This is a genomic window from Saccharibacillus deserti (assembly GCF_013618475.1).
Lineage (GTDB): Bacteria > Bacillota > Bacilli > Paenibacillales > Paenibacillaceae > Saccharibacillus > Saccharibacillus deserti.
Window position 1 is genome coordinate 381,136 of record NZ_JABJVN010000002.1, and the last position, 13,491, is coordinate 394,626.

The following is a 13,491-nucleotide window of genomic DNA, read 5'->3' on the forward strand; positions in this document are numbered from 1 at the left end:
TATTAGTAAGGACCATATGATCAATGAGGAAATCCGGGCGCGCGAAGTACGCCTGGTAGGCGCGGAAGGCGAGCAGATCGGAATCAAGCCGATTCGTGAAGCGCTTCAGATGGCAGCAGACCTGAATTTGGATTTGGTGAACATGGCGCCACAAGCGAAACCGCCGGTTTGCCGGATCATGGATTACGGCAAGTTCCGTTATGAGCAGCAAAAGAAAGACAAGGAAGCCCGCAAAAATCAGAAGATCGTCGAGCTCAAAGAAGTTCGCTTCAGCGCGAACATCGAAGAAAACGATTATCAGACGAAATTCCGCAACGTGGTGAAGTTCCTCGAAGCCGGCGACAAAGTGAAATGCTCCGTGCGTTTCCGCGGCCGCGAGATCACACACGCATCGCTCGGCCAAAGAGTGCTCGAACGCGTTCGGAACGAAGTGGCGGAATTGTCCGTCGTCGAGCGTCAGCCGAAGCTTGAAGGCCGCAGCATGATTATGATTTTGGGTCCGAAAAACCAATAGGGGGAAAGTACAATGCCTAAAATGAAAACACACAGCAGTTTGAAAGGCCGTTTCAAAATTACCGGTACCGGTAAAGTTACCCGTTACAGCTCGCACAAAAATCACCTGCTCTCGCACAAATCCAAACGTGCAAAGCGCAACCTGAAAGCCGATCATCTGATGGCTTCGGGCGACGTTAAGCGTCTGGCACAAGGACTCAAGCAACTGAAATAGTTTTCAACATAACCGACTGGGAGGTCTTTAGATATGGCAAGAGTGAAGGGCGGATTTGTAACACGTCGTCGTCATAAAAAAGTATTGAAATTGGCAAAAGGTTATTTCGGTTCTAAACACCGCATTTTTAAAACGGCAAAAGAACAGGTCAACAAATCGTTGATCTATGCTTACCGCGATCGTCGTCAGACGAAACGCAACTTCCGCAAACTGTGGATCGTGCGTATCAACGCGGCAGCACGCCAAAACGGTCTTTCGTACAGCAAAATGATGCACGGCCTGAAACTGGCGGGTATCGACGTAAACCGTAAAATGCTGGCTGATCTGGCTGTAAATGACCTGACGGCGTTCAACACGCTGGCATCCGCAGCAAAAGAAAAAGTCAACGCTTAAATCAAGCGTAAACGAGGCTCTTTACCCGAAATGCGAATTTCGCGGTAAAGGGCCTTTTGTATGTTCTGAAAATGATGAAAGAAGATAAAATCTCTTTTCACATTATTTAGCACTTTAAAGCGTTTTAACAATGTTTCCTTAAACGATCAAAGGGATTGTTCGTTATTAAGTCACAACGGATGTGAACTATCCCGGTCGTAAGCGGTTCCAGTTCAAAAAAAACGAATTTTGTGTTGGAATTCGATTTTTAATAGTAGATTTTGTAGCGGACTGAATGTATAATCTGTAAAGCGAAAGCATCCTGTTGAGAGAGACGCTTGCGGTTCAGTCCAGACCGTTCATACAACCGGCGCTCGCCTTATGCAGGCAAAGATTCTAAGGGGGAACTATCCAAAATGAAAAAAGCTGTAAAATTCTCGCTTTTCATGCTGTTGGCCTTCTCGCTCGTTCTGGCCGCATGCGGCAACAATAAAAGCGGCGGCACCACTTCGACCGGCAGTGAAGGCGAAGGCGGCAAGACGGGCAGCGACATCAAGATCGGTATGGTTACCGATACGGGTGGCGTAAACGACAAGTCGTTCAACCAGACCTCTTGGGAAGCTCTGCAAGCTCTTGAGAAAGAGCAGGGCATCAAAGTTCAGTACCTGCAAAGTACGGGCGAAGCCGATTATCAGCCAAACCTTAATAAATTTGTAAAAGGCGGATACGATCTGACTTGGGGAATCGGTTTCGCGTTGGAAAAGGCACTGGGCGAAATTGCCACCCAAAATCCGGATTCCAACTTCGCCATTATCGACGCGGCAGTTGACGCTCCGAACGTAGAATCCGTTCTGTTCTCGGAGAATGAAGGTGCGTTCTTGGTCGGCGTTATTGCCGGCAAAATGACAAAAACCAATAAAATCGGCTTTGTCGGCGGTGCAGAATCCCCGACCATCAAGAAGTTCGAAATCGGCTTTAAAGCGGGTATTGAAGCAGTTAACCCGAAGGCTGAGTTTACGGCTCTTTATGCAAGTGGATTCGACAAGCCCGACGAAGGTAAAGCAGCAGCATCTACGCTTTACAACGATGGCGTAGACATTATATTCCAAGCTGCCGGTGGCACAGGCAATGGCGTATTCAACGAAGCCCAAGACCGCAAAGGTCAAGGCGTATGGGTTATCGGTGTAGACAAAGACCAATCGATCGATTTCGGCAACGAAATTACGCTGACTTCCATGATCAAACGTGTAGACGTTGCGATCAAGACCGTATCGCAGCAAGTTATTGACGGAACATTCAAAGGCGGCACAACAACCGTTCTCGGACTCAAAGAAGATGGCGTAGGCATTGCTGATACATCCAGTGCCAACGTGCCGCAGGAAGTTCTTGACGAAGTTCAGTCTTACAAAGAAAAAATTGTCAGCGGCGAAATTACGGTTCCTACTGTAAAATAATCGCTCCTTACAATAATAGAATTTGTGACAAGGCCGGTTCCTTGAACCGGCCTTGTCGCTACGTTTACCGTTAAATGCAGGACCACTACGAAAGATAAAGGGTGATCTTATGGCTGCTGCAGCACCGGTTGTTGAGTTAAAGCAAATTACAAAGCGTTTTCCCGGAATCGTTGCCAACGATTCAATCAGCATCAAGCTGCATAAAGGCGAGATTCATGCCCTGCTCGGTGAGAATGGTGCAGGTAAATCGACGCTGATGAACATCCTTTTTGGGCTGTATCAGCCTGACGAAGGACAGATTGAAATCAATGGACAGATTGTAGCGATTGACAGTCCGAACAAAGCGATTGATCTGGGAATCGGAATGGTGCATCAGCATTTCAAATTGGTTCAACCGTTTACGGTCACTGAAAATATTATTCTGGGTATGGAGCCTTCCAAAGCCGGTATACAAATCGATTATAAGACTGCTTCGGAGAAGGTTAAACAGCTGTCCGACCAGTATGGTTTCCGGGTTGACCCAAATGCGAAAGTCGAAGACATCTCGGTCGGCATGCAGCAGCGTGTCGAAATCCTCAAAACGCTTTATCGCGGCGCGAATATTCTAATTTTCGATGAACCGACCGCCGTATTGACTCCGCAGGAAATATCGGAGCTGATCGAGATTATGAAGCGGCTTGTCGCCGAAGGCAAATCGATCATTCTGATTACCCATAAACTGAAAGAAATCATGTCCGTGTCCGATACGGTCACGATTATTCGTCGGGGTAAAGTGATCGATACCGTACAAACAAGCGATACCAGTCCGGCTGAACTAGCCGAGAAAATGGTCGGTCGGAACGTCTCGTTCAAAGTAGACAAGATACCGGCGCAGCCAAAAGAGAAAATCATCGAAGTCAACAATGTATCGATGAAAAACAAAAACGGTGTGTCTGTGCTGGATGGTATGACGTTTGATGTGCATGCCGGCGAAATTGTTGGAGTCGCGGGTGTTGACGGCAACGGGCAAACAGAAATTATCGAAGCGCTGTCAGGGCTGCGCAAGATCGACAGCGGTTCAATTATGCTCAACGGCAAAGAAATCGGCAGCCATACGCCTCGTCAGATTTCGGAAGCCGGCGTCGGCCATATTCCGGAGGACCGGCACAAGCACGGTCTTGTACTGGACTTTTCGGTTAGTGAAAATATGGTACTCGAAAGCTATTATAAGCAGCCTTATACCAAGCGCGGCTTCCTGAATTTCCGCGCAATCAACGATCTGGCAAAGCGCTTGGTTGAAGCTTTCGATGTGCGCACACCGAGCATTCATACCAAATCCCGTTCGCTGTCCGGCGGCAATCAGCAGAAAGCGATTATTGCCCGCGAAATCAACAAAAATCCGGACTTTTTGATTGCTGCGCAGCCGACACGCGGTCTTGACGTAGGCGCGATCGAGTTCGTGCAGACCCAGTTGATCCGTCAGCGCGATCAAGGCAAAGCCGTTCTGCTCGTTTCGTTTGAACTGGACGAAATTTTGAACGTTTCCGATCGAATTATCGTCGTATACGAAGGCAAAGTGATTGGAGAAGTACGTCCGGAAGAAACGAACGATCAGGAGCTGGGCCTTATGATGGCGGGCAGCCGTCAGGTTCAGGGAGGAGTTAAAGCATGAATAAATTTCTGAAATGGTTTGCGAGCGATTCGTTTATCGTTTCGCTGGCCGCTATCTTCATGGGTCTGCTGCTGGGAGCTGTTGTGATGTTTATCGGTGGCTACAACCCAATCACTGCTTATATGGCTCTGCTGCAATCAGTCTTCGGTTCTTTGGACGGATTCGGCGAAGCGCTGCGTGAGATGGCTCCGCTCGTACTCACCGGTCTTGCCGTTGCTTTCGCGTTCCGGGCAGGTATGTTTAACATCGGCGCAGCAGGACAAGTCCTGATGGGAATGACCGGAGCTTCGCTGATCGGGATCAAAGTGACCGGTCTTCCTGCAATTATTCATGCACCGCTTGCAGTCATCGTAGGCGCACTGTTCGGAGGTCTGTGGGCGGCACTCGCCGGTTATATCAAAGCCAAACGGGGCGTCAACGAAGTTATCACAACCATCATGTTGAACTGGATTGCTTTATTTCTTTGCAACTATATCGTTCGAACGTTCCTGCTGATGCCGGGCAGCCAACGTTCACTCGACGTTGAGTCTTCGTCCTGGGTTTCGATTGGCTGGCTGTCGGAAATGATGGGCAATGCCCGCGTTCACTGGGGAATTCTGATTGCTATTCTGGCTTCAATCTTTTTCTACTATTTCCTCTGGAAAACGAAACAAGGCTTTGAAATTCGTGCAGTCGGCAGCAACCCTGAAGCCGCTCGATACGCAGGAATTAACGTGAACAAAAATATTGTTAAAGCGATGTTTATCAGCGGTGTATTGGCCGGTCTGGCAGGCGCGTTTGAGACATTGGGCGTATTCCATTATCAAAGCATATACTCCTCACTGCCGCAGTATGGATTCAACGGGATTGCGGTAGCGTTGCTCGGGATGACCCATCCGTTTGGCGTATTGGCCGGTGCCGGATTGTTCGGTATGCTGACGTACGGGGCTTCGGGAATGAGTTTCGAAGCGGGTGTACCGTCGGAGATTATCCAGATTGTCATCGGTTCGATCATATTCTTTATCGCGGCTCAAGGAATTGTACGCTTTATTCTTAAACCTGTTTACAAGCGTAAGAAAGAGAAGGTGTTGTAAATGATCGATCTTCTTACATTCGGCAACCTGATCAATACGACGCTCGTCTTCTCGACCGCCCTGATCTTTGCCGCACTCGGCGGCCTGTTCTCGGAGCGTTCGGGTATCGTCAATATCGGTATCGAAGGTCTGATGGTATTCGGCGCTTTCGCTGCCGCAGTGGGAACGCATTATGCGGAAGAAGCCGGAATGGGCGCGTCCGCTCCCTGGATAGGCCTGCTGACAGCGGTCGTCGTGGGCGTATTGGGGGCCTTGATCCACGCCGTTGCGACCATTACGTTCAAAGCGGATCAGACGATCAGCGGTGTCGTCATCAACTTCCTGGCGACGGGGATCACCTTGTACCTGGTGAAGCTTCTGTTTGACGGCGCAGGTGAAACTCCGCTGCTGGCGAACCGTCTGGCCAAATTGAGTTTCCCTGATATTGCGTCAATTCCCGTTATTGGACCGATCCTGGGAACGGGTCTTCTGAATTCGTACCCGACTACTTTTATTGCCATTATTCTCGTATTTGTGACGTATTATGTGCTCTATAAAACGAAGTTTGGTCTGCGGATGCGCGCTGTCGGCGAGCACCCAAGCGCAGCGGACACAGTAGGCGTCAATGTCAATCGGATGCGCTATATTGGCGTTATGCTGAGCGGAGCACTGGCAGGTCTCGGCGGCGCAACCATTACGCTGACGACGACCGGACTATTCTCGCATACGACAATTTCCGGCCAGGGCTTTATCGCTATTGCAGCGCTAATCTTCGGCAAGTGGAATCCGCTTGGCATCTTCGGTGCAGCGCTGTTCTTCGGTTTTGCGCAGGCGATCCGGAACTATGTACAGCTGTTCGAATGGTCGGCCAGCATCCCGCAGGATTTCATCCTGATGCTGCCGTACGTGCTGACCGTTATTGTACTGGTTGTGGCTGTCGGCAAATCGAGAGCTCCGGCAGCTCTTGGGGAAGCTTACGACCCCGGCAAGCGTTAATCCCGAAAAGAAGCTTCCTGCAGGCTTTTCGCGTCCTTGCGGCGACGACAAGTGCCTGTATAGGATGACGAATTCGCAAGTCTTTAACCGCTCTTCTACCGGATTTTCCTGGTGGGAGAGCGGTTTTTTTGTCCTTGCCTGACGGACGTCGGGTCTGTGTTGAAAGGATGCTTTAATTCGTATTTTTATTTTTTGTTGAAAATAGGTGTTGACTTCGTTAAAACTAAAGTCATATAATAACCCTAACATTCAGCAACAAGCAGTGAGAATAACTGATCGGCTATGAAGAGGACGAAGTTTTAAGGGCTCTTTTGCCAGAGAGCGGGGAAGTAGTACGCTGTAATCCACCGCCAAAATCCCTTATATACGAGCTCACCTCGGAGCCATTTTCCTGAAAAGCGAACGACGATCCGTTTTGCGCGGAGAAGAGGCGTTCGGCAATTAGGGAAAATCGTGGGGTTCGCGTTATGGACCGCGAGTTTGGAATCGAAGGTTTCGATTTCTGACCCGCTTGAGGCTGTGCACCGAGAGGTGTCGGCAAATTTGGGTGGTACCACGTGAGGATAATAACCTTTCGTCCCTCGAAGCAGATTTTCTGCTTTGCGGGGCGGAAGGTTTTTTGGTTTTTATAACGACTGCCTGACGCGGATCCGCCCAACGAAGAACGGGAAAATCCGTTTTGGCGGCCCTTTGCAAATTGACGATGTAAGATTGATGTGATCTTTGGGAGGAGGAAGTAACGATGAGCGCGCAAATGCCAGAAGCAAGATCGACGGAAGAATTGAAAGAAAAATGGGTGGATAAACAGGAAGTCCTGACCGGTTCGGATATCCTGCTTCGCAGTCTGGTCCTCGAAGGCGTAAAGTGCGTATTCGGATATCCCGGAGGAGCGGTGTTGTATATTTACGACGCCATGTACGGCTTCAAAGACTTCCATCATCTGCTGACCCGCCACGAACAAGGAGCGATTCATGCGGCCGACGGTTATGCACGCGCAGCCGGCGAAGTCGGCGTCTGTATTGCCACTTCCGGCCCCGGAGCGACCAACCTCGTTACCGGTATCGCGACAGCCTATATGGACTCGACGCCTCTGGTGGTCATTACCGGCAACGTCGCTTCCACGCTGATCGGAACCGACGCTTTCCAGGAAGCCGACATCACGGGGATCACGATGCCGATTACCAAGCACAGCTATCTGGTTCGCAGTGTCGACGAGCTTCCGCGGATCATTCATGAAGCGTTCCATATTGCAAACACGGGCCGCAAAGGTCCTGTCCTGATCGATATTCCCAAAGACGTATCGGCCGCAATGACTTTGTTCCAGCCGCATACGGAACCGGTAGCGCTGCGCGGATACAATCCGCGGATGATGCCGAACAAGCTGCAGGTGGAACGTCTGGCCGAAGCGATCTCGCAGGCCGAACGTCCTTTGATTCTGGCCGGCGGCGGCGTGGTCTACTCCGGCGGACATGAAGCCCTCCTGGAGCTGGTCGAAAAAACGGGTATCCCGATTACGACAACCCTGCTTGGACTGGGCGGTTTCCCGAGCGGCAACGAGCACTGGCTCGGCATGCCGGGGATGCACGGAACCTTCGCTTCGAACATGGCGATTCAGGAATCCGACCTGCTGATCAGTATCGGGGCACGGTTCGACGACCGGGTAACCGGCAAACTCAACGGATTTGCGCCGAAAGCCAAGATCGCGCATATCGATATCGACCCGGCCGAGATCGGCAAAAACGTCAAAACGGACATTCCGATCGTAGGCGATGTCAAAACGGTACTTGAACTGCTTAACAAGTCGGCAAAACGCGCCGAATTGGCGGACGAATGGCGCTCGCAGCTTCAACAATGGAAAGCGGAGAAGCCGTTCCGTTATAAAGACGAGTACAAAGAAGACGAGATCGGGCTGAAGCCGCAGTGGGTGGTCGAGCTGCTGAACGAGACGACCAAAGGCGAAGCGATCGTGACGACCGATGTCGGACAGCATCAAATGTGGGCCGCCCAGTATTACAAATTCAACAAACCGCGTTCGTGGATCACTTCCGGCGGCCTGGGTACGATGGGCTTCGGTCTTCCTTCCGCAATCGGGGCACAGATGGCTCAGCCGGAACGTCTGGTCATCTCGATCAACGGCGACGGCGGCGTGCAGATGTGTTCGCAGGAACTGGCAGTCTGCGCAATCAACAATATCCCGGTCAAAGTCGTTATTTTGAACAATCAGGTACTGGGCATGGTGCGCCAATGGCAGGAACTGATCTACGACAACCGGTACAGCCATATCGACCTTTCCGGCAGTCCGGACTTCGTGAAGCTGGCGGAAGCCTACGGGGTCAAAGGCCTGCGAGCGACCACCAAAGAAGAAGCCCGCGCCGTGTGGCAGGAAGCGCTGGATACTCCGGGACCGGTCGTAATCGACTTCGTGGTCGAGAAGGGCGAGAACGTGTATCCGATGGTACAGCAGGGCAAGACGCTGGATCAAATGCTGATGGGGGACGAGTGACCATGACGAATACGACGCAGACCAAACATACCATTGCGATCTCGGTGAACGATCAGCCGGGGGTCCTGCAGCGGGTATCCGGATTGTTCGGCCGCCGGGGATTCAATATCGAGAGCATCACCGTAGGGCAATCGGAAGAACCGGGACTTTCCCGGATGGTGATTGTCAGCACCGGAGACGACAAAACGATCGAACAGATCGAAAAGCAGCTGTACAAGATTATCGATGTCATCAAAGTCGTCGATTTGAGCGCCAATCCGATGGTCGGCCGGGAACTTGCCCTGATCAAAGTCAAATCGGAACCGGGAACACGGCCGGAAATCATGGGCCTGGTCGAAACGTTCCGGGCGGCAGTCGTGGATATCGGCACGCATAGTCTGATGGTACAGGTTGTCGGAGATACGGAAAAAATCGATGCGATGATCGAACTTCTGTCTCCTTACGGAATCCGGGAACTTTCCCGCACCGGGGTTACCGCGATGATCCGGGGCAACGCCTGAACGTAAACACCTGATCGGCATTTGATAGAACCCACATAAGAACGTCGGCTCGACTCGCCTTAACGGGCGGGGAGCTGAACGGAACCGCGGGTACGCGCTTTGTTCCGCGCCGGTTCCGCTGAGCTACCCGCTTGTTTGGGCAGGGTTGAGGCTTTATACACAAAGGAGGAAATAAGAATGGCAATTACGACTTACTACGAAAATGATGCGGACCTGAACGTACTTCAAGGCAAAACGATCGCGATTATCGGCTACGGAAGCCAGGGACATGCGCATGCGCAGAACCTGCGCGACAGCGGTCTGCAGGTCGTTGTCGGTCTTCGCGAAGGCAAATCGGCGAACAAAGCAAAAGAAGACGGGTTCGAAGTCCTCTCGGTTGCCGAAGCGACCAAGCGCGCCGATATCGTTCAGATCCTCATGCCGGACGAAACGCAAGCCTCCGTGTATAAAAGCGAAATCGAACCGAACCTCAAATCCGATGCGACCCTGCTGTTCGCGCACGGCTTCAACGTTCACTTCGGTCAGATCGTCGCCAAAGAAGGCAACGACGTCCTGCTGGTCGCTCCGAAATCGCCGGGCCACATGGTTCGCAGAACGTATGAAGAAGGCTTCGGCGTACCGGGCCTGATCGCGATCCACCAGAATGCTACGGGCAAAGCGAAGGATATCGGCCTGGCTTATGCCAAAGGCATCGGCTGTACACGTGCAGGCGTCATCGAAACTTCGTTCCGCGAAGAAACCGAAACCGATCTGTTCGGCGAACAAGCGGTCCTGTGCGGCGGCGTGAGCGCGCTGGTCAAAGCCGGATTCGAAACGCTGACAGAAGCCGGCTATGCGCCGGAAATGGCTTACTTCGAATGCCTGCACGAGCTGAAACTGATCGTCGACCTGATGTACGAAGGCGGTCTGTCGACGATGCGCGATTCGATCAGCAACACGGCGGAATACGGCGACTACGTAACCGGCCCACGGATCGTAACGGAAGACACGAAGAAAGCCATGAAAGAAGTGCTGACGGATATCCAACAAGGTAAATTCGCGCGCGACTTCATGCTGGAGAACCAATCGGGACGCGCGTTCCTGACGGCTACCCGCCGCAACGAATCCGAGCATCAGCTCGAGGTCGTAGGCGCACAGCTGCGCGACATGATGCACTGGATCAAGAAGTAAGAGTCAGCCAATAAGGAAACGGGGCTATCCCGGGCCGCGTGAAAAACGTGACCGGGGCAGCCCTTTTCCGTCTTACCATTCTTTATCCAAAAAAAGGAGGCGCAATCCGTGCGAAAAATTCATATCTTCGATACGACGCTGCGTGACGGCGAACAATCGCCCGGCGTCAACTTGAATACGCGTGAGAAAGTCGAAATCGCGCATCAACTGGAGAAACTGGGCGTCGATCGAATGGAAGCCGGTTTCCCGGCCGCATCGCCCGGCGATCTGGCCGCGGTGAACGCCGTAGCCCGCGCAGTCAAAAATGCCAGCGTCGTCGGATTGTCGCGTTCCCGGGAAGGCGATATCGATGCGGTCAGAGAAGCGCTGAAAGGCGCGGTCGATCCTTGTCTGCATGTCTTCCTGGCGACTTCGCCGATCCACCGGAAGTACAAGCTGAAGATGGAGAAGCATCAGGTGCTGGAAGCGGCCCAGTCCGCGATTCGGTATGCGAAGAAATATTTTTCGAAAATCGAATTCTCGCTTGAAGACGCAGGCCGGACAGAAGCCGATTTCCGCGCCGAGATGGTCGCCATGGCGATCCGAGAAGGCGCTTATGTCGTGAATATTCCGGATACGGTCGGCTATTTGAATCCGGCCGAGTACGGTGCGATTTTCCGTCACCTCAAAGAAACCGTGCCGGGGATCGAGAAAGTGCAGCTGAGCGCGCACTGCCACGACGATCTCGGCATGGCGACGGCGAATACGCTGGCCGCCATCTTGAACGGAGCGGATCAGATCGAAGGCACGATCAACGGGATCGGCGAGCGTGCGGGCAATACGGCAATCGAAGAAATCGCGATGGCACTCGAGACCCGCGGCGATTACTTCGGTGCCAAGACCGGTCTGGTGCTGAGCGAAATCGCGCGGACAAGCCGCTTGGTCAGCAAGCTGACCGGCATGAATGTACCGGGCAACAAAGCGATCGTCGGAGCGAATGCCTTCGCGCACGAATCGGGCATTCATCAGGACGGCATGCTCAAAGAGAAAACGACGTACGAGATCATGTCGCCGGAAACGGTGGGCTTCAAAGAAAGCAAGCTTGTCCTGGGCAAACATTCCGGCCGTCACGCTTTCCGGGAACAGCTGCTTGAACTGGGCTATACGCTGGAAGAAGCGCAGTTGAACGAAGCTTTCGCCAAGTTCAAAGATCTGGCGGACAAGAAAAAGGAAATCACCGACGACGATCTGCTTGCGCTGCTGGAAGAGCGTCTGCCGGATGCGCCGGAAAAATACGCGCTGGAGTCGCTGAGCTTCTCGTTCGCAACCGAAGCGGCCCCGAAAGCCACCGTTACCGTATCCGTCGAAGAGGAAGGCAGCCGTACAGCCGAAGCCAGCGGCAACGGTACGGTGGATTCGATCTACAATGCAATCGATCAGGCCGTCGGCGAAGAAGTCACGCTGGTCGACTATTCGATCCAGGCGGTTACGCTTGGCAAGGATGCGCTCGGCGAAGTGCACGTGACCATGCGGCAGGGCGAGATCGAGGTTCGCGGCCGCGGTGTCAGCACGGACGTGCTTGAAGCGAGCGCCCGCGCGTACGTCGATGCGCTTAACCGTCTGGCAGCCAACCGTCGTCTGCCAAGCGGACGCAAAGGCGCCGAGAAAGTCTGGTAGAACGGGAACGGGCATCGAAGAAGTTCCTGCTTCTGCACAAGGCGCGGCACCGATCCCCCGGAGCCGCACCTACGCAAAAGGTCCCGCAGTCCGAAGTTCGGACTGCGGGACCTTTTTGCGTGTACCTCTGGTTTTTATGTGCCTACAGCCAACCCGGCGTCCCGCTGCGACTCCGGGTCGGCTTTTCGGGCTATGCCCTATGGAGCCTTACCAGGCGTAGGCGTTCGGAGCGGACCCGCCCGGGCCGGGGAAGATTTCGTCCAGACGTTTCAGCTCGGCTTCGCCCAGCTTCAACTCTACGATGCGAAGAGCATCTTCGAACTGCTCGATCGTACGCGGCCCGATAATCGGCGCGGTAACGGCCGGATTGGCCAGCAGCCAAGCCAGCGCAACCGTATCCTGCTGCTCGCCCAGTTCTTCACTCAGCGTCTTGAACTGCTCCAGCTGTTCTTTGTGTTTGTCCACCAGCTCGGCGTTGCCTCCGCTGCGCGAACCTTCGATCTTCTTGAGCGCGTTGCGTCCGAGCAGTCCGCCGGCGAGCGGGCTCCACGGAATTACGCCGAGACCGAGCGCCTGCGAAGCGGGCAGCACTTCGAGTTCCGGTTCGCGGGTCAGCAGGCTGTATTTGTGCTGTTCGGAGATCAGTCCGAGGAAGCCGCGTTTCTCCGCTTCCTTTTGTGCAACGGCGATATCCCAACCGGCAAAGTTGCTGGAGCCGACATATCCGATCTTGCCCTGGTTGACAGCCACTTCAAACGCGCCCCACAGCTCGTCCCAGGTAGCGTTGCGGTCGACGTGGTGCATTTGGTACAGCTCGACGTGGTCGGTCTGCAGACGCTTCAGCGAGCCTTCCAGGTGCCGGCGGATCTTGTAGGCGGACAAGCCGCGATCTCCGTTCGGCCCGTCGTTTTCGTCGCCCATGCCTCCGTAGACTTTGGTCGCCAGGACAACTTTTTCCCGGCGGCCTCCGCCCTGTTTGAACCAGCGGCCGATAATCTCTTCCGTCAGGCCGGCATTGTCTTTTCCTCCGTAAACGTTTGCAGTATCGAAGAAATTGACACCGGCGTCAAGCGCCGCGTCCATGATGCGGAACGATTCTTTTTCGTCGGTTTGCCCTCCGAAATTCATGGTGCCCAGACAAATTCGGCTGACTTTAAGCCCCGACTTTCCCAGATACGTGTATTCCATGTTGTTCGCTCAGCTCCTCGATAAGTGGTTTGGCCAAACAGCTTTCGGATCCTATTACCCTATTTATTGTAACAATCCATCGAATCAGAATCAAATTTCTTAAGGTAAGCGCAAATAGTCCAAAACGTTTTCGGTAAACGCTCTTTTTCGGTGCCGCCAAGCTTGTTCCGTCGTTACTTAATAGGCAAAACCTATGAAGGTCATAGTTTCTATATCTTGGTC

General features: G+C 53.1%; 12 protein-coding genes. 11 read left to right on the forward strand and 1 reads right to left on the reverse strand.

Going from position 1 to position 13,491, the window contains the following annotated elements:
• The first annotated feature begins 16 nt into the window (after nt 1-16).
• The 11 genes from infC to HOP44_RS07810 all read left to right on the forward strand — a co-directional run bounded on the left by infC (nt 17) and on the right by HOP44_RS07810 (nt 12,081).
• A complete protein-coding gene (infC, locus tag HOP44_RS07760) occupies nt 17-514 on the forward strand; it encodes a translation initiation factor IF-3 (RefSeq protein WP_172198829.1) in 498 nt (165 codons plus the stop codon).
• A gap of 12 nt (nt 515-526) precedes the next feature.
• The gene (rpmI, locus tag HOP44_RS07765) at nt 527-727 is read left to right on the forward strand and encodes a 50S ribosomal protein L35 (RefSeq protein WP_172198830.1); all 201 of its coding nucleotides are present in this window, start codon (nt 527-529) and stop codon (nt 725-727) included.
• 33 nt (nt 728-760) lie between these two features.
• Nucleotides 761-1,120, forward strand: a complete 360-nt coding sequence (gene rplT, locus HOP44_RS07770; protein ID WP_172198831.1) for a 50S ribosomal protein L20 — start codon at nt 761-763, stop codon at nt 1,118-1,120.
• A gap of 395 nt (nt 1,121-1,515) precedes the next feature.
• Nucleotides 1,516-2,553, forward strand: a complete 1,038-nt coding sequence (locus tag HOP44_RS07775) for a BMP family lipoprotein (protein WP_172252147.1) — start codon at nt 1,516-1,518, stop codon at nt 2,551-2,553.
• A 109-nt stretch (nt 2,554-2,662) separates the two neighbouring features.
• Nucleotides 2,663-4,204 carry an ABC transporter ATP-binding protein gene (locus HOP44_RS07780; RefSeq protein ID WP_172252149.1) on the forward strand — a complete coding sequence of 514 codons (1,542 nt, stop codon included), beginning with the start codon at nt 2,663-2,665 and terminating at the stop codon, nt 4,202-4,204.
• Entirely contained in the window at nt 4,201-5,277 is a 1,077-nt protein-coding gene (locus HOP44_RS07785; RefSeq protein ID WP_172252151.1) for an ABC transporter permease, read from the forward strand. The genes HOP44_RS07780 and HOP44_RS07785 overlap by 4 nt, the downstream gene beginning before the upstream one ends.
• A 3-nt stretch (nt 5,278-5,280) precedes the next feature.
• Nucleotides 5,281-6,252: an ABC transporter permease gene (locus HOP44_RS07790; RefSeq protein WP_343059834.1), complete on the forward strand. Its 972-nt coding sequence runs from the start codon at nt 5,281-5,283 to the stop codon at nt 6,250-6,252.
• A 742-nt stretch (nt 6,253-6,994) separates the two neighbouring features.
• Nucleotides 6,995-8,755, forward strand: coding sequence for a biosynthetic-type acetolactate synthase large subunit (ilvB, locus tag HOP44_RS07795; RefSeq protein WP_172252155.1), 1,761 nt, complete (start codon nt 6,995-6,997; stop codon nt 8,753-8,755).
• A 2-nt stretch (nt 8,756-8,757) separates the two neighbouring features.
• The gene (ilvN, locus tag HOP44_RS07800; protein ID WP_172198865.1) at nt 8,758-9,255 is read left to right on the forward strand and encodes an acetolactate synthase small subunit; all 498 of its coding nucleotides are present in this window, start codon (nt 8,758-8,760) and stop codon (nt 9,253-9,255) included.
• A gap of 177 nt (nt 9,256-9,432) precedes the next feature.
• Nucleotides 9,433-10,425, forward strand: a complete 993-nt coding sequence (gene ilvC, locus HOP44_RS07805) for a ketol-acid reductoisomerase (RefSeq protein WP_172198867.1) — start codon at nt 9,433-9,435, stop codon at nt 10,423-10,425.
• A gap of 108 nt (nt 10,426-10,533) precedes the next feature.
• On the forward strand, nt 10,534-12,081 hold the full coding sequence (locus tag HOP44_RS07810; protein WP_172252157.1) for a 2-isopropylmalate synthase: 1,548 nt from the start codon (nt 10,534-10,536) through the stop codon (nt 12,079-12,081).
• 207 nt (nt 12,082-12,288) lie between these two features.
• On the opposite strand, the gene HOP44_RS07815 is transcribed toward HOP44_RS07810, so the two are convergent.
• The gene (locus tag HOP44_RS07815) at nt 12,289-13,269 is read right to left on the reverse strand and encodes an aldo/keto reductase (RefSeq protein WP_172252159.1); all 981 of its coding nucleotides are present in this window, start codon (nt 13,267-13,269) and stop codon (nt 12,289-12,291) included.
• Nucleotides 13,270-13,491 lie beyond the last annotated feature (222 nt).

What these genes read in the sequence shown, in the direction of transcription:
- rplT (WP_172198831.1), top strand. Translation starts at nt 761, where the DNA reads ATGGCAAGAGTGAAGGGCGGATTTGTAACACGTCGTCGTCATAAAAAA.
- HOP44_RS07785 (WP_172252151.1), top strand. Translation starts at nt 4,201, where the DNA reads ATGAATAAATTTCTGAAATGGTTTGCGAGCGATTCGTTTATCGTTTCG.
- ilvB (WP_172252155.1), top strand. Translation starts at nt 6,995, where the DNA reads ATGAGCGCGCAAATGCCAGAAGCAAGATCGACGGAAGAATTGAAAGAA.
- HOP44_RS07780 (WP_172252149.1), top strand. Translation starts at nt 2,663, where the DNA reads ATGGCTGCTGCAGCACCGGTTGTTGAGTTAAAGCAAATTACAAAGCGT.
- infC (WP_172198829.1), top strand. Translation starts at nt 17, where the DNA reads ATGATCAATGAGGAAATCCGGGCGCGCGAAGTACGCCTGGTAGGCGCG.
- HOP44_RS07815 (WP_172252159.1), bottom strand. Translation starts at nt 13,269, where the DNA reads ATGGAATACACGTATCTGGGAAAGTCGGGGCTTAAAGTCAGCCGAATT.
- rpmI (WP_172198830.1), top strand. Translation starts at nt 527, where the DNA reads ATGCCTAAAATGAAAACACACAGCAGTTTGAAAGGCCGTTTCAAAATT.
- HOP44_RS07775 (WP_172252147.1), top strand. Translation starts at nt 1,516, where the DNA reads ATGAAAAAAGCTGTAAAATTCTCGCTTTTCATGCTGTTGGCCTTCTCG.
- ilvC (WP_172198867.1), top strand. Translation starts at nt 9,433, where the DNA reads ATGGCAATTACGACTTACTACGAAAATGATGCGGACCTGAACGTACTT.
- ilvN (WP_172198865.1), top strand. Translation starts at nt 8,758, where the DNA reads ATGACGAATACGACGCAGACCAAACATACCATTGCGATCTCGGTGAAC.